Origin of the sequence: Christiangramia lutea, assembly GCF_022489035.1 — a bacterium.
GTDB lineage: Bacteria > Bacteroidota > Bacteroidia > Flavobacteriales > Flavobacteriaceae > Christiangramia > Christiangramia lutea.
Genome location: NZ_JAKVTV010000003.1, coordinates 392,427 through 408,132 on the forward strand (window position 1 = coordinate 392,427; position 15,706 = coordinate 408,132).

The window sequence follows — 15,706 nt, forward strand, 5'->3', positions numbered from 1 at the left end:
TTCATTAAGCAATTGCTCTTGCACTTTTTTTATAAATATCCATGATGGTATGAATATCGTGATCTGCCACTTCTTTCTTGGCATCGGCGAAATTCAAAAATTCGGTGTACACGCTATCCAATTCCAGTTTGGTTAGATTGTAACCCATTTTCTTCGCTTTATAAGCCAGGGCGGCTCTACCGCTACGGGCAGTTAAAACAATAGCCGACTCGGTGACCCCGACATCGGCTGGATTTATAATTTCGTATGTTTCTCGGTTCTTTATGACGCCGTCCTGGTGTATGCCTGAACTATGGGCAAATGCATTCGCCCCGACGATCGCCTTGTTCGGCTGGACGTACATACCCATTTCCCTCGAGACCATTTTACTGGTATCATATAACAATTGAGGATTGATATCAGTGTTCAATTGCAAATATGGGTGTTGCCTCAAGATCATGACGACCTCTTCCAAAGCAGTATTTCCGGCTCTTTCACCAATCCCGTTGATGGTACATTCGATCTGTCTAGCACCATTGGAAATCCCGGCTATTGCATTCGCGGTAGCTAATCCCAGATCGTTATGACAGTGGCATGAAATGATCACATTTTCTATCCCCCGCACATTATCTTTTAAATATTTGATTTTTTTACCGTATTCCTCCGGAAGGCAATATCCGGTAGTGTCCGGAATATTTAGTACGGTGGCGCCATTCTTCACAGCTTCAGTGCAAACTTTAGCTAAAAACTCATTTTCGGTCCTTCCTGCGTCTTCGGCATAAAACTCCACATCGTCTACAAAGCTTTTGGCGTAAGCAACAGCTTCACCGGCTCTTTCGATAATTTCTGGCCTGCTGGCCTTAAACTTGTATTTTATATGGGAATCTGATGTTCCAATTCCCGTATGAATTCTTGGTTTGCGGGCATATTTTAATGCTTCTGCAGCAACTTTTATGTCATTTTTCACCGCGCGCGTTAGTCCGCAAACGGTCGCATTCTTAACGAGTTTTGAAATCTCACTAACCGATTGAAAATCGCCGGGACTTGAAACCGGAAACCCAGCCTCGATCACATCAACACCCAGTTCATCCAGTCGCGCGGCAATTTTTAATTTTTGTTTTGTATTCAGTTTGCAGCCGGGGACTTGTTCTCCGTCCCTCAACGTAGTGTCAAAAATTTCTACCTTTTCAGTACGCATATGAGATTTATTTTACTTTATCTTTATCTAAAGTATCGGAATGGTTATGCTTTTCCCATTGGTATTTGAAAACTGTTACGATACTGAAGTTAGATTAGAACACTCTTAACATATTGTTTTACAGGTATTTATAAAATATTGATTTACAATGACCAATGACTTAACCGAAAACCTGTTTTCTTTAATAAAATCTCTTTCAGCTTCAGAAAAAAGACAGTTTTCTCTGTATGTTGGAAGGGTAGGAGTGAATTCAGATTCCAAATTTCTGAATTTATATAAGGTTATGTCACGCCAAAAGAAGTATGATGAAGCTGAAATTCTGAAGAGTACCAGGATCACAAAGCTTCAGCTTTCCAACGTAAAAACACATCTTTACAAACAGCTTTTAATTTCGCTTCGTTTGAATCCGGCTCACCAGAGTGTTCCGGTTCAAATAAGGGAACAGTTGGATTTTGCTTACATTTTATATCACAAGGGGTTGTATCAGCAAAGTCTGAAGATCCTGGATAAGGTTAAATCTCTCGCTCTAAATTATGAGGAAAAGAACGTGGCTTATGAGATCCTGGAACTTGAAAAGATCATTGAATCTCAATATATCACCCGAAGTATGAACAACCGGGCTGATACCCTTATAAAACAGACAGAGGAGCTAAACCGTTTGAACCTTGTCTCAGGAAAACTTTCCAACCTGTCACTGGAGCTTTATTCAATTTTCCTGAAAATGGGTTATTGCCGTACAGAAGAGGAGGCACAGGGGATTAAGGATTATTTTCAAAAAAAAATACCAGAGTATGATTTTAAAAAGCTTGGTTTTAAGGAGAAATTATGGCTTTACAAAGCCCATTTATGGTACAGTTTCCTAATCCAAGATTTCCTGGGATGTTACCGATATTCCATGAAATGGAAAGATCTTTTTGTAGAATATGAGCATTTGATTCCAATACATCCGGTTTCATACCTAAAGGGTAATCATTATTTATTGGAATCATTGTTCTATATGAGCCATACCGATCTTTTCGAGAAAACTCTCAGGGAACTTGAAAATTCGCTGCGAGACCCGAAAATTCCACATAATGATAATATTTCAGCGCTATCATTTTTGTATGTGTATTCCAATAAGTTGAACCTTCGATTCATGAAAGGAGAATTTGGAAATTCAGATGAGCTGGTGGAAAAGATTAATCAAAAGATCACTAAATTCAATGGGCGAATCGATGAACATCATATCATGGTTTTCTACTATAAGATCGCCTGTTTGTATTTTGGAGATGGGAATAATCGAAAATGTATCGAATACCTTAAGAAGATCATCAATAATAAATCTCTTGAAATGAGGGAAGATCTTATGTGTTTTTCCAGGATATTGAATCTGGTGGCCCATTATGAGGCCGGCCTGGATTATCACCTAGATAGCCTGGTGAAGTCTACTTATAAGTTCCTTATTAAAATGGATGATCTTCATGAAGTTCAAAAGGAAATGATCAAGTTCCTGAGAAATATGCCTGATGTTTCTCCGCTGAATATTAAAGATGAATTTAGAAAGCTTCATGCAACCTTGAAAAAATTTGAAGACCATCCTTATGAAAGAAGGGCTTTTCTTTACCTGGATATCATTTCCTGGCTCGAGAGCAATATTGAGAACAGACCGGTACAGGAGATCATTATGGAAAAAAGTAAGGAGTATTCGAGATAAATAACCTGATTTGCCTGTAAAAAACAATCACCTTACCAACATTCTTCAATTAAACCTTGCTGTACTATTAATTAGTACTTCAGGAGCTTTGGGTAGATATATCACCTTGTCTCCGATTATTACGATTTTTTATAGATGTTTGCTGGCTGTAATCGTATTTTATCTTTTCTGCAAATGGAAAAGGATCGATCTTAATATTGACAATAAGAAAGATTTTTTTAAAATGATCCTTGGAGGACTTTTAATGGGAGCGCACTGGATCACCTATTTTTATTCCCTTCAATACAGCAGCGTAGCAATTGCCTTATTATCGCTTTTTACATATCCCGTTATAACTGCATTTTTAGAGCCGATCCTTTTCAAAATAAAATTCAATAAAGTGCACATAGGCTTAGGATTGCTGGTGTTAACTGGGATCTATTTTTTAAGTCCGGAATTTGATCTTGAAAATGACTATTTCCTCGCTATCTTATTTGGGATCGCCTCGGCTGTATTTTATTCGTTCCGAAACTTGCTGATGAAACGAGAAGTTGAACGATACAATGGAACGGCCTTGATGTTCTACCAGATTCTGGTGATCGCAATATGTCTTTTTCCTGCAATTTTCTTTGCTGAATTTGAAAGTGTTTTGAAGCAATGGAAACCGCTCCTTATACTTGCTGTTCTTACTACATGTATCGGGCATACTTTATTTCTGAAAAGTTTCAGGAACTTTAGTGTAACCGCGGCAAGTATCATGAGCAGTATTCAGCCGGTCTACGGAATTGTCCTTGGAGCGATCTTTTTAGCTGAGATCCCTTCCTTAAAGACGGTAGTAGGGGGAAGCCTAATTATAGGTGCGGTGGTAATTGAAAGCTTGTTATCTGTTAAAAAGAAATAATGAATACCATAAATAATTAATTCAGAATTTCTTTAAAAGTATCCCCCAGGCTTAAATCACCAGATTCGTATCCGCGCATAAACCATTTCATACGTTGTTCTGAAGTCCCATGTGTAAAAGAGTCCGGGTTCACCCTTCCAGTGGTCTGTCTTTGAATAGCGTCATCACCAACAGCATTGGCCGCACTTAAGGCCTCTTCTATATCGCCTTCCTGAAGTAATTCCTTATTGTAATGTGCCCAGATGCCGGCATAGAAATCGGCCTGTAGTTCCAGGGCAACCGACAATTCATTCGCTTCATTTCGGCCTACCTGTTGTTGCAATCTTCGAACTTCTGAAGCTGTTCCCAGTAAATTCTGAACATGGTGACCTACTTCATGAGCCATCACGTAAGCGATCGCAAAATCACCTCCTTTAGCGCCAAAACGATTCCTTAATTCCTTAAAAAAGTCGAGATCCATATAAACTTTTTGATCACCGGGACAGTAAAAAGGTCCGCTCGCTGAGGAAGCACCTCCACAGGCTGTTTGAACAGCATCAGAGAAAAGTACCAATCCCGGTTCGCGATACTGAAGGTCATTTCGAGAAAAAATCATGTTCCAGGTATCTTCAGTATAGGCAAGAACGGTAGCTGTAAATTCTCCAAGTTCCTTTTCTTCAGGAGTAAGTTCACGTGATTCTGTTGGAGCGGAAGGCTGATCAAGTTGTTCTAATACCGAAATGTCTCCATCGCTTAGGACGAACTGGGCAATTACGAAGATCAATCCTAAAATTCCCCCGCCAGCTATTAATTTTCCTCTACCGGAAGAACCCCTGCGATCTTCCATGTTATCGCTTTGTCTGCCACCTCGCCATTTCATTTTTAAAAGTTTTAATTAAAAATACTAATTAAAACCTTTAAAGCGATTAATTTTTTTAGATAGCGTCCCAGATTGGGTCTGAAGGAGGTGGGGCGATAATATGGATAGGCTCTTTTTTAACGGGATGCATGAATTTTAATTCCCGGGAATGTAAATGAATACTCGCATCTTTATTACTGCGGGCAAAACCGTACTTCAGGTCACCCTTAATTGGTGATCCTATCGCGGAAAGCTGACTGCGAATTTGATGGTGTCTTCCAGTGTGAAGATCAATTTCAAGGAGGTAATAATTGTCCAGCTTTTTTTTCATCCTGTAATCCAGAATTGCTTTTTTACTATCGGGAACTTCCTTTATATGAGCATAAGATTTATTCTGCTTAGAATTTCTTTTCATCCAATGAATAAGTTCTCCGGAATCGTTTGCTGGTGGATTTTTCACAACAGCCCAGTAAGTTTTTTTTGCCTTTTTATCCTGGAAAAGTTTATTGAGTCTTGGAAGTGCTTTTGAAGTTTTGGAAAATACTACAATTCCGCTAGTTGGACGGTCTAAACGATGAACAACTCCCAGGTAAACATTTCCTGGTTTGTTATACTTTTCTTTCAGAAAAGACTTTACTACCTCGCTTAAAGGTTTATCGCCGGTCTTATCGCCTTGTACAATATCTCCGGGTCTTTTATTTACAATGATGATATGGTTATCCTCATGTAAGACCTGAAGATTATTTTTATTGGAAAGTGTTTTCTCTGAACTCAACTTTCTAACTTCAATTAATATTGTTCATTATCTGAGGGGAAAGACTGACTCTTTACGTCATCTCGATAATTTTGGAAAGCTTTGGTCATTTCTCCGTGAAGATCGGCATAGCGTCTAAGGAATCTTGGATTAAACTCATGAGTCATGCCAAGCATATCATGAACAACCAATACCTGGCCATCAACTCCGTTTCCGGCACCAATTCCGATTACAGGAATGGTAATGCTTTCAGCTACTTCCTTGGCGAGTTGCGCCGGCACTTTTTCAAGAACTATGGCAAAACATCCCATTTTCTCTAACATCTTAGCATCAGATTTCAGCTTTTCAGCTTCCTGTTCTTCTTTTGCTCTTACAGTATAAGTGCCGAATTTATAAATGGATTGCGGAGTAAGGCCCAAATGGCCCATAACCGGGATTCCGGCATGTAAGATACGCTTTATACTTTCCTTTACTTCCTTACCACCTTCAAGCTTTACAGCATGTCCGCCGCTTTCCTTCATGATCCTGATAGCAGACCTAAGGGCCTCTTTCGGGTCGCTTTGATAACTTCCGAAGGGTAAGTCTACAACCACTAATGCTCGGTTTATGGCTCTAACCACACTGGTCGCGTGATAGATCATCTGGTCCAGGGTGATGGGCAGTGTAGTTTCATGCCCGGCCATGACATTGCTGGCAGAGTCACCCACAAGGATTACATCGATCCCAGCACCATCAACAATTTGAGCCATGGTAAAATCGTAAGCAGTTAACATACTTATCTTTTCACCATTGGATTTCATCTCTACAAGTGACTTAACTGTGATTCGCTTGTATTCCTTTTTTGCAACAGACATTTGCTTGATTTTAAATTTGAGTAAAAGTAGTAAATTCGTTGGCCACATTCAAAACTACTTTAAGCATGAAGAATTTTATTATTGCTTTGCTATTACTTGTAAATACTGCTGTTTTCGCACAAAACAGCTCTGCTGAAAACACTCCTGAACAAATGGTTAAGGATTTCTTTGAAGCTTTTCACCGGCAGGACACCCTGACTCTAAGTGAAATTGCGTACCCGGGTGCAAAAATGGAATCGGTCTCAAAGGATGCTGATGGAAATACAAAGCTGAGTTCAAATGGATATTCCGAATTTTTAAAAAGCATAGCTTCAATTCCTGCTGAAGCCAGTTTTGAAGAGAAACTTCTTGGATTTAGGGTAGAAAAGAATGGATTACTAGCTACGGTGACTACTCCCTATTCATTTTATTACAATGGGAATTTCAGTCATTGTGGTGTAAATAGTTTTCAACTAGTTAATTTCAACGGGGCGTGGAAAATCGTTCATTTAATCGATACAAGAACTAAAGAAGGTTGCGATTAAATATCCTTAACGCATCTAAAACCAGTATGTTCAAGTCCGGTATCTGGGGCAGAACTCATCCTGGCGGCATTTCTAAAGCCGGTGCAATAACTTTCGCTGCACAAAAATGATCCTCCACGGATAACTTTCTGTTGCTCCATGTTCACAAAATCCCGGAAATAGCCGTCCACTCTTTCTCCGGTCCTTGAATAGGCGTCTGGATGGTAGGTATCCAGGCACCATTCCCATACATTTCCTGAAGTTTCATAGAGCCCGAACGGGTTAGCAGGGAAGCTTTTTACCGGAGCGGTTTTTTCAAAATTATCTTCATTTAAGTTTTGCTTAGGAAAGCTACCCTGGAAGAAATTAACCATTTCCGAGGCTTTTTCATGTTCATTTCCCCAGTTATAAATTAGGGTGTCGTTTCCTGCCCGGTTGAGATATTCAAATTCAGCTTCGGTAGGTAACCTTTTCCCTGCCCATTTTGCGTAGGCCATGGCATCATACCAGGAAACCTGAACCACGGGATGATCGTCTTTTCCAATTATATCACTATCAGGCCCGGTTGGATTCATCCAATTGGCTCCTTTTACAAACTTCCACCACCATTCCGGATTATATGGATCGAAGACCAGGGCTCCCGGTTCATATTTTTTTCCTTTAATTTCAAAAGAACGTTCAGCTGTCGTTACATATCCTGTAGCTTCCACGAATTCTCGAAATTGCGCATTAGTCACTTCGGTATCATCAACCCAAATGTCCTTTATCGATTCTTCATGTTTTGGAAATTCATCTTTTCTAGCCTGATCATTATCGCCACCCATCATAAACTTACCACCAGAAATTCTGGTCATTCCAATGGTAGAAGCTGAATCCTTCCTGGTTTCTATGTAAGATATCTCTCTTAGATATTGCCGGTGATAATCTGTATATACCGGCTTTGGTTTTTCTTCAATGACGGATATTGGAGCTGACTTTTGGCTCTCCTTACAGGAAACAGCCAGAATTACGATCGAAAAAACTAAAAAAATAGATCTGGATGACATAAAATTTGATGATATGCCGGCAAATATAATAATAAAAAAACCGGAAAATCAATCGCTCGATCTTCCGGTTCAACAGGCTAGCATTCTAGTTCTTATGGTTTTAAAACCACTCTGAATCTTGCCTTATTATTCATCATTTTATCAAATGCTTCATTCGCTTTATCCAGTGGAAATTCTTCGATCATGGGTTTGGTACCTGTCATTGCACTGAAATTCAAAGTGTCTTCAGAATCTATGGCGGTTCCACTAGGCCATCCGGCAGCAGATTTTCTCCCCATCAATAACTGCATGGGAGAAACTTCAATTGGTTCCCCTGTAGCGGCGACCATTAAAAGTTTTCCATCTACACCAAGGCCGTCCACCACGGCAGAAATAGCATCACTGTGAGGGGCTGTAGCCAGGATCAGTTTAGCGCCTCCCAGCTTCTGAAGTTCTTCAACACCATCTTTTTCGCCGGTATTGATGAAGTGATGGGCACCTAGATTCTTCGCCAGATCTTCTTTGTCATTACTATGTGAAATCGCTACTGTTTTCATTCCCATTTTATTAGCATATTGAATTCCCAGGTGGCCAAGTCCGCCAATTCCCTGTACCGCGACTACATCACCTGCACGAATACCAGAATTTCTCAAAGCATTATATACGGTAATTCCTGCACAGAGCAAGGGAGCGGCATCAGCTGATGAGAGCTCATCTGGAATTGCGGCGATGGCCTCTTTGGGAGCGACCATAAATTCGGCATAACCTCCGTCATAGGAAATACCACTAATTTTTGCATTCTGGCAGTTAATAAAGTCGCCTCTTCGACACGGCTCACATTCAAAACAATGTCCTCCATGCCAGCCCACTCCTACACGTTGCCCTTTTTCCCAATTTGACACATTTTTACCAACTGCTTCAACAATACCTACGACTTCGTGGCCAGGAATTCTAGGGTATTCAAGTCCCGGAAATCCACCGGCTTTTACGAAATTATCACTGTGGCAAATCCCACAGGCTTCTACCTTAATTAATACTTCATTTTCAGTAGGACTGGGTTTATCTACGTCTTTTATAATAAAATCGCCTCCGGCTTTTTCAATAACTGCTGCTTTCATTATTCAATTTATTTGAATTGGTTTTGAAGAGTTCCAAATTTAGAAACTCTACATAAAATTTTTGCCAGCAGAAGTTACGAAACGAGGAAGCAAAAATGCTTTAAGACTATGTTAAATGGGAAAGGGTAAATGGTAGAACAAATATTAAAACCATAGAATTATTCATGCTGTGTAGCAAAATTGGCCATAACAGGCTTTTATTCTCCAGTTTCACCTTCCCAAAAAAGTAGCCGGCGATGATCCTCGGAAATATCATTAGGATCAAAACCAGGTCCAGTTGAAAAGTATCTACATAGTTATAGATGTGTACGAAACCAAATATTATTGCTCCTCCAATCCAGATAAGAAAATAATACTTGTGTAGCCAGTAACAGATGGTATGATATACTTTAGAAGGGACGAGTTGTCCCAAAGCGTAAAAAATGAAAAGGATGGTGCTTAATAAAAGACCAAATTTTAATAGCCAGTGGGCCTCCTCTGGAATGATAAATAAACCAAAAATATAAATTAAAGCGCAGAAAAAAATCCTTATGCTTATAGGCGTGGGTTTCAGGATGCTTCTGAAAATACTTTCTTCGATTACTGGTGCGGCGATAGCGGCCAGAAAGATAAATTTTAAAGGATTTTCTTCCAGGATCTTCAGGATCTCCATTTGTTCATACTTCTGAAGGTCCAGATCAAAGATGAAAAGATCAAGAATTCGGAGGATAAAAAAGAAGGCAAAATAGCACAGGATCATCAGCGCAAAATTCCTGAAAAGGTTTTTTACTTTAGCCCCCAGATTATTCTCTCTTAATAAATTCAAATTTTGAATGCGTTTTTAGCAATCACTTAAACTAACCTTAACAGCGAGGCCACCTTCAGATGTTTCCTTGTATTTTTTATTCATATCCTTAGCGGTCTCCCACATGGTTTCTATGACTTTATCTAAAGGCACTTTAGCACGGCTCGCATCACTTTCCATAGCGATCTCAGCAGCATTGATGGCTTTTATGGCGCCCATGGCATTTCTCTCAATGCAGGGAACCTGAACCAGTCCGGCGATAGGATCACAGGTAAGTCCCAAATGATGTTCCATGGCGATTTCGCTGGCCATAAGTACCTGCTCGGGAGTTCCTCCAAGTAATTCAGTTAAACCTCCGGCAGCCATTGCTGAAGACACTCCAATCTCTGCCTGGCAGCCACCCATCGCGGCAGAAATCGTGGCACCTTTCTTAAACAGACTTCCAATTTCACCTGCAACCAACATAAATCTTTTTAGATCTTCGAAAGTTGCATCGTGATTTTCGATACACATATAATACATCATCACAGCGGGTACGGTACCAGCGCTACCATTTGTAGGAGCCGTAACCACACGTCCAAGGGATGCATTTACTTCATTCACACTAAGTGCAAAACAGCTCACCCATTTTAATATTTGACGGAATTTCACTTCGGTTTGACGAATAGCGGGTATCCAGTCTTCAATTCCGGTATATTTGGTATCGCCGATCAATCTTTGATGCATTTCAAAGGCGCGGCGTTTAACATTGAGGCCGCCCGGAAGAGTTCCTTCAGTATGGCAGCCTATATACATCGACTCAAGCATCGTATCCCACACCTGCTTGAAATTAGCTTCAATTTCTTCATCAGTCCTTAATGAGCGCTCATTCTCCAGAACAATATCAGAAATTGGTTTATTTTCAGATTTGCAAAAAGCGAGAAGTTCAGTAGCCTTTTCAATAGGAAATGGAAATTCCTGGAAATTCTTCATTTTCTTGCTAGCATTCTTTCGTTCCTTTTTAACAACGAATCCGCCACCTATAGAATAAAAAGAAGAGGAGGTTTTTTTGCCATTTTGAAGACTGGCCCTGAAGGTCATTCCGTTAGGATGAAATTCGAGAAATTTTCGGTTAAATTTCACGTCTTCAGTAAAACTGAAAGCTATATCTCTTTCTCCATTAAATCGAAGTTTTCCGGTTTCTTTGATCCTTTCAATCTCAGATTCTAAGATCGAAATTTCCATAGTTACCGGGTCGTGGCCTAATAAACCAAGAAGAGTAGCAATATCTGTCGCATGACCTTTTCCGGTTAGACTTAAAGACCCATAAAGATCTACATGAATCCTTTCAACCTCGTCAAAACGACCTTTCTTTTTGAGTTCTCCAACCCATCGTTGAGCGGCCCTCCACGGGCCAAGAGTATGAGAACTTGAAGGTCCAACTCCAACCTTAAGCATGTCAAAAACGCTAATGCATTCTATTTTTCGCATTCAGAATAACAATTTGGAAACAAAAATAAGGATTTGTTAATCCTGCCCATGATAATTTGAGAAAATTATATCCTTATTGTCCCGGGTGAATTGTTCCAATGACAGGCTGTTTAGAAAATTGTGACAGTCTGTCAGAAGAATTGTGCTGGCATAATGATTGACTTCTTGTGACTGTAAAATTGATAGACTAACGTAAAAAAACAAGTTATATAGTTATGAGTAAAGTAATTGGAATTGACTTGGGTACCACAAACTCCTGCGTTGCCGTAATGGAAGGTAGTGAGCCAACGGTGATACCTAATGCCGAAGGAAAAAGAACTACACCTTCTGTAATCGCATTTGTAGAAGGTGGAGAGATAAAGGTTGGTGATCCTGCGAAACGTCAGGCGGTAACTAACCCACAGAAAACAATTTCCTCTATTAAAAGATTTATGGGGAACAAGTTTTCTGAATCTGAAAGAGAAGCGGGAAGAGTACCTTATACTGTAAAGAAAGGTGATAATGATACTCCACGTGTAGAAATTGACGGTCGTCTTTATACCCCACAGGAACTTTCAGCAATGGTACTTCAAAAAATGAAGAAAACTGCTGAAGACTACCTTGGACAGGATGTGACCGAAGCGGTAATTACCGTACCTGCATATTTTAATGACTCTCAGCGTCACGCAACAAAAGAAGCTGGTGAGATCGCAGGTCTTAAAGTAAGAAGAATTATTAACGAGCCAACCGCAGCAGCACTTGCTTACGGATTGGATAAAAAATCTCAGGATCAGAAGATCGCTGTGTATGACCTTGGTGGTGGTACTTTCGATATTTCTATTCTTGAGCTAGGTGATGGTGTATTTGAAGTACTTTCTACTAATGGTGATACTCACCTTGGTGGGGATGACTTTGATGAAGTACTGATCGATTACCTTGCAGATAATTTCCAGAAAGCTGAAGACATCGATCTTAGAAAAGATCCTATGGCACTTCAGAGATTGAAAGAAGCTGCTGAGAAAGCGAAGATCGAATTATCTTCTTCTTCTCAAACAGAGATCAATCTTCCATACGTAACTGCTACCGCAAGCGGACCAAAACACCTTGTAGAGACTATCACTCGTTCTAAATTTGAGCAATTAGCTTCAGAACTGGTAACAAGATCTATGGAGCCTGTGAAAAAAGCGCTCAGCGATGCAGGTCTTTCTAAGAGCGATATCGACGAGGTAATTCTTGTGGGTGGATCAACCCGTATTCCTAAGATCCAGGAAGAGGTTGAGTCTTTCTTCGGAAAGAAACCTTCTAAAGGAGTGAATCCAGATGAGGTTGTTGCAATTGGTGCAGCTATCCAGGGTGGTGTACTTACCGGAGACGTAAAAGATGTATTGCTTCTTGACGTTACTCCACTTTCTCTAGGTATTGAAACTATGGGAGGAGTTAACACTAAACTTATCGAAGCTAACACGACAATTCCAACCAAGAAGTCACAGACTTTCTCTACAGCGGCAGATAATCAGCCATCTGTTGAGATCCATGTACTTCAGGGAGAGCGTCCAATGGCCGCAGATAACAAGACAATTGGTAGATTCCACTTAGACGGAATTCCACCAGCACCAAGAGGAACTCCTCAAATTGAAGTGACTTTCGATATTGATGCCAACGGTATCATTAAAGTAAGTGCGACCGATAAAGCAACTGGTAAGTCTCAGGATATTCGTATTGAAGCTTCTTCAGGATTAACCGAAGAGGAAATCGAGAAAATGAAAAAAGAGGCTGAAGCAAATGCTGAAACTGATAAAAAAGCAAAAGAGAAAGTTGATAAGCTGAATGAAGCTGATGCAATGATCTTCCAGACTGAAAAGCAGTTGAAAGAATTTGGTGATAAACTTTCTGATGAGAAAAAGAAGCCAATCGAGGAAGCATTGGAAGAGCTTAAAAAAGCTTACGAAACTAAAGAAGTTGAAACTATTCAGCCTGCTTTAGACAAGATCAACGAAGCATGGAAAACTGCTTCAGAAGAAATGTATAAAGCACAGGCAGAAGCTCAGGGCGGAGCAAACGGACAGCCAGGTGGACCGCAACAAGGTGCAACCGGAGCTGAAGGTGGAGACGCCAAGAGCGGAGATGATGTAGAAGATGTAGATTTTGAGGAGGTAAAATAAACTTCAAATCACAATAAGTTAAGAAAGCCTCGCAGCAATGCGGGGCTTTTTTTGTTCTGTATGACTCATCTGATCCGTCAAGCTGACCTCGTTTCAGCTTCTTTTAGATCCTGAACCAAGTTCAGGATGACGCTTGTTTTGTTTAAGTCATTTCGAAGAAGCAAAGCGATTGAGAAATCTTTTTTTAGAATTTAAAGAGATTTCTCACTTCGTTCGAAATGACACTAAAATTAATATTTGATTTATAATCGTTCTTACTGCGTCAAGCTGAACTCGTTTCAGCTTCTCAATAGTTCCTGAAAAAAGTTCAGGATGACGAAATAGTTATTTTTCAATAATTCCTGAATTCCCTGATTTCAATTTCACTCCACTCAATTTTCTTCGGAAAGATTCCTTGATAAAGTATTGAAGTAATTTTGAAGCTCGATCAATACTCAATCCATTTTCATGTATATTGGAAATACAGTTTCGTCTTTCATCTGTGATTCCCGGTTTGGGATCATAGGTGGTATAAACTCCCATGCTTTTGGGTGAAGATAAACCCGGCCGTTCTCCAATTAAGACTGCTGTAAATATAGCATTAAGAGATGTTGCAATTTCATCCCCAATAGCCACACGGCCATACTTTACCAGGCATAATCCAATCTTACGATCATTTTTAAGTTTTGGAATGATCTCCCGAAGCAACGGAATTGCCCCTTCATTTATGGCTTCTGCAGCAAGACCGTCTGTCAGGATAAATAGTATATCGAAATTTTCTGATTTCTTAGTATTCCTATTATTTGACAGTTTTTTACCCAGGTCTGGCCGTTGTAAATATTCCTTTCTATTTGAAACTTTGGTTTGAAATTGGTAAACTGGTAGATCGAATTCCTTCAGTTGTTCCAGTAATTCTTTTTCTTTTAGTTCTGAATAAATTGCGTCCTTGGTAAACGCATGATCTTCCTGAAAGCTCAGTAATTCTTTTGTTGGAAGACTGCCTCCTGAATTTCCCAAAGCGATCCTGGCTTTAGAAAGAGACCTTAAGTTCTCCCAGGGATCTTTTTGCAGATAGCTTTTATGTGAAATTTCTTTACTCATGATTTCAGTTTTAGAATTTCTTCCGAAATTTCATTTCGATTTCCCCTTTCATCCATAATGCCCATTTTCAGCAGCCATTCTTCAAATTCCGGTGCTGGTCTTTTATGAAGGACTTTCCTGAGGTACATAGCATCATGGAAGGAAGTCGACTGGTAATTCAGCATGATATCATCGGCTCCGGGCACTCCCATAAAATAATTACATCCGGCAACACCTAAAAGGGTTAAAAGGGAATCCATATCATCCTGGTCGGCTTCCGCATGATTGGTATAGCAAACATCGCAACCCATGGGTAATCCAAGCAGTTTTCCGCAGAAATGATCTTCTAATGCAGCACGTGCTATTTGCTTGCCGTCATATAAATACTCTGGACCAATAAAACCAACCACAGTATTTACAAGAAAAGGATCAAATTTTCGGGCTACCGCATAGGCACGGGCTTCCAGGGTTTGCTGATCTACACCATGATGCGCATTTGCTGAAAGCGAAGAACCCTGTCCCGTTTCAAAATACATCATTTGGTTTCCGATAGTTCCCCGGTTTAATTCTGTTCCAGTGTCATAAGCTTCCTTAAGCAATTTCAGATCTATTCCGAAAGATGAATTCATTTTTTCGGTGCCACCAATGGATTGAAAAATTAGATCTACCGGCGCTTTATCAATAATTTCAAGGGTAGTGGTTAGATGACTTAAAATACAATTCTGGGTAGGGATTTCATAATGTTGCCGGAAATCGTCCAGCTGATTTAATAATTTAGAAACTTCCTGCGGATTATCGGTTGCCGGATTAATGCCAATCAGCGCGTCACCACAGCCGTACATAAGTCCGTCGATGATGCTGGCGGCTATACCCTTTGGATCATCTGAAGGGTTATTGGGTTGAAGACGTATCGAAAAATGCCCTTTTTTACCAACTGTATTTCTGAATTTAGTGACCACTTCAATTTTCTGGGCTACCGAGATTAGATCTTGGTTTCGCATGATCTTGGAAACCGCTGCCGCCATTTCCGGTGTAATTCCCAAGGCTAATTTTTGTAGAATCTCGCCATCGACCTCATAAGAAAGTAAGTAATCCCGAAATTCTCCAACCGTTAAGCCTGAAATCGATTCAAAAGCTTTAGCATTATGATCATCTATAATTAGACGGGTAACTTCATCATTCTCATAAGGGATCAGCAAATCTTCGAGAAATTTTTTCAGCGGAATTTCAGAAAGGCAATGCTGCGCAGCAATTCGTTCTTTATTGTCTTCAGCCATGATACCTGCAAGAGCGTCACCAGATCTGGCCGGAGTTGCTTTCGCAAGAACCGTTTTAAGATCTTTGAAAGAGTATGTTTTTCCGCTAAGAGTAAACTTGTACGCCATAATTCCCTGAACCTGAACTTAATTT

Annotated in this window: 14 protein-coding genes; 4 read left to right on the forward strand and 10 right to left on the reverse strand. The window is 40.1% G+C overall.

The window, feature by feature from the left end; genetic code table 11:
- Positions 1 to 4: 4 nt before the first annotated feature.
- A complete protein-coding gene (locus ML462_RS11150) occupies positions 5 to 1,177 on the reverse strand; it encodes a 2-isopropylmalate synthase (protein ID WP_240713896.1) in 1,173 nt (390 codons plus the stop codon).
- A gap of 148 nt (positions 1,178 to 1,325) precedes the next feature.
- Between ML462_RS11150 and ML462_RS11155 the strand changes: the two genes are divergently transcribed.
- Entirely contained in the window at positions 1,326 to 2,870 is a 1,545-nt protein-coding gene (locus ML462_RS11155) for a hypothetical protein (protein WP_240713897.1), read from the forward strand.
- Positions 2,871 to 2,880: 10 nt separating this feature from the next.
- A complete protein-coding gene (locus ML462_RS11160; RefSeq protein WP_240713898.1) occupies positions 2,881 to 3,750 on the forward strand; it encodes a DMT family transporter in 870 nt (289 codons plus the stop codon).
- A 16-nt stretch (positions 3,751 to 3,766) separates the two neighbouring features.
- Here the strand turns inward: ML462_RS11160 and ypfJ are convergent, their stop codons facing one another.
- The 3 genes from ypfJ to panB are packed head-to-tail and all read right to left on the reverse strand — an operon-like array spanning position 3,767 to position 6,196.
- The gene (gene ypfJ / locus ML462_RS11165; RefSeq protein ID WP_240713899.1) at positions 3,767 to 4,609 is read right to left on the reverse strand and encodes a KPN_02809 family neutral zinc metallopeptidase; all 843 of its coding nucleotides are present in this window, start codon (positions 4,607 to 4,609) and stop codon (positions 3,767 to 3,769) included.
- Between the two features lie 55 nt (positions 4,610 to 4,664).
- Complete coding sequence (locus ML462_RS11170; RefSeq protein ID WP_240713900.1) at positions 4,665 to 5,363, reverse strand: RluA family pseudouridine synthase; 699 nt, start codon at positions 5,361 to 5,363, stop codon at positions 4,665 to 4,667.
- Positions 5,364 to 5,377: 14 nt separating this feature from the next.
- Positions 5,378 to 6,196, reverse strand: a complete 819-nt coding sequence (gene panB / locus ML462_RS11175) for a 3-methyl-2-oxobutanoate hydroxymethyltransferase (protein WP_240713901.1) — start codon at positions 6,194 to 6,196, stop codon at positions 5,378 to 5,380.
- A gap of 65 nt (positions 6,197 to 6,261) precedes the next feature.
- Between panB and ML462_RS11180 the strand changes: the two genes are divergently transcribed.
- The gene (locus ML462_RS11180) at positions 6,262 to 6,720 is read left to right on the forward strand and encodes a nuclear transport factor 2 family protein (protein WP_240713902.1); all 459 of its coding nucleotides are present in this window, start codon (positions 6,262 to 6,264) and stop codon (positions 6,718 to 6,720) included.
- On the opposite strand, the gene ML462_RS11185 is transcribed toward ML462_RS11180, so the two are convergent.
- From ML462_RS11185 to ML462_RS11200, 4 genes are all read right to left on the reverse strand, one after another.
- On the reverse strand, positions 6,717 to 7,745 hold the full coding sequence (locus ML462_RS11185) for a formylglycine-generating enzyme family protein (RefSeq protein WP_240713903.1): 1,029 nt from the start codon (positions 7,743 to 7,745) through the stop codon (positions 6,717 to 6,719). The genes ML462_RS11180 and ML462_RS11185 overlap by 4 nt on opposite strands.
- A 92-nt stretch (positions 7,746 to 7,837) precedes the next feature.
- A complete protein-coding gene (locus tag ML462_RS11190) occupies positions 7,838 to 8,842 on the reverse strand; it encodes an alcohol dehydrogenase (protein ID WP_240713904.1) in 1,005 nt (334 codons plus the stop codon).
- A 106-nt stretch (positions 8,843 to 8,948) separates the two neighbouring features.
- A complete protein-coding gene (locus ML462_RS11195; protein ID WP_240713905.1) occupies positions 8,949 to 9,647 on the reverse strand; it encodes a CPBP family glutamic-type intramembrane protease in 699 nt (232 codons plus the stop codon).
- Positions 9,648 to 9,662: 15 nt separating this feature from the next.
- A complete protein-coding gene (locus ML462_RS11200; RefSeq protein WP_240713906.1) occupies positions 9,663 to 11,096 on the reverse strand; it encodes an L-serine ammonia-lyase in 1,434 nt (477 codons plus the stop codon).
- Positions 11,097 to 11,311: 215 nt separating this feature from the next.
- On the opposite strand from ML462_RS11200, the gene dnaK reads away from it, so the two are divergent.
- Complete coding sequence (gene dnaK, locus ML462_RS11205; protein ID WP_240713907.1) at positions 11,312 to 13,237, forward strand: molecular chaperone DnaK; 1,926 nt, start codon at positions 11,312 to 11,314, stop codon at positions 13,235 to 13,237.
- Positions 13,238 to 13,561: 324 nt separating this feature from the next.
- Here the strand turns inward: dnaK and eutC are convergent, their stop codons facing one another.
- Both eutC and ML462_RS11215 read right to left on the reverse strand, forming a co-directional pair.
- Positions 13,562 to 14,317 (reverse strand): ethanolamine ammonia-lyase subunit EutC, encoded by a 756-nt coding sequence (gene eutC / locus ML462_RS11210; protein WP_240713908.1) that lies wholly within the window; start codon positions 14,315 to 14,317, stop codon positions 13,562 to 13,564.
- Complete coding sequence (locus ML462_RS11215) at positions 14,314 to 15,681, reverse strand: ethanolamine ammonia-lyase subunit EutB (protein WP_240713909.1); 1,368 nt, start codon at positions 15,679 to 15,681, stop codon at positions 14,314 to 14,316. The genes eutC and ML462_RS11215 overlap by 4 nt, the downstream gene beginning before the upstream one ends.
- Between the last annotated feature and the right edge of the window lie 25 nt (positions 15,682 to 15,706).

Coding starts and splice junctions, on each gene's coding strand:
- ML462_RS11150 (WP_240713896.1), bottom strand. CDS start 1,177: ATGCGTACTGAAAAGGTAGAAATTTTTGACACTACGTTGAGGGACGGA.
- ML462_RS11155 (WP_240713897.1), top strand. CDS start 1,326: ATGACCAATGACTTAACCGAAAACCTGTTTTCTTTAATAAAATCTCTT.
- ypfJ (WP_240713899.1), bottom strand. CDS start 4,609: ATGAAATGGCGAGGTGGCAGACAAAGCGATAACATGGAAGATCGCAGG.
- panB (WP_240713901.1), bottom strand. CDS start 6,196: ATGTCTGTTGCAAAAAAGGAATACAAGCGAATCACAGTTAAGTCACTT.
- ML462_RS11180 (WP_240713902.1), top strand. CDS start 6,262: ATGAAGAATTTTATTATTGCTTTGCTATTACTTGTAAATACTGCTGTT.
- ML462_RS11185 (WP_240713903.1), bottom strand. CDS start 7,745: ATGTCATCCAGATCTATTTTTTTAGTTTTTTCGATCGTAATTCTGGCT.
- ML462_RS11190 (WP_240713904.1), bottom strand. CDS start 8,842: ATGAAAGCAGCAGTTATTGAAAAAGCCGGAGGCGATTTTATTATAAAA.
- ML462_RS11200 (WP_240713906.1), bottom strand. CDS start 11,096: ATGCGAAAAATAGAATGCATTAGCGTTTTTGACATGCTTAAGGTTGGA.
- dnaK (WP_240713907.1), top strand. CDS start 11,312: ATGAGTAAAGTAATTGGAATTGACTTGGGTACCACAAACTCCTGCGTT.
- eutC (WP_240713908.1), bottom strand. CDS start 14,317: ATGAGTAAAGAAATTTCACATAAAAGCTATCTGCAAAAAGATCCCTGG.
- ML462_RS11215 (WP_240713909.1), bottom strand. CDS start 15,681: ATGGCGTACAAGTTTACTCTTAGCGGAAAAACATACTCTTTCAAAGAT.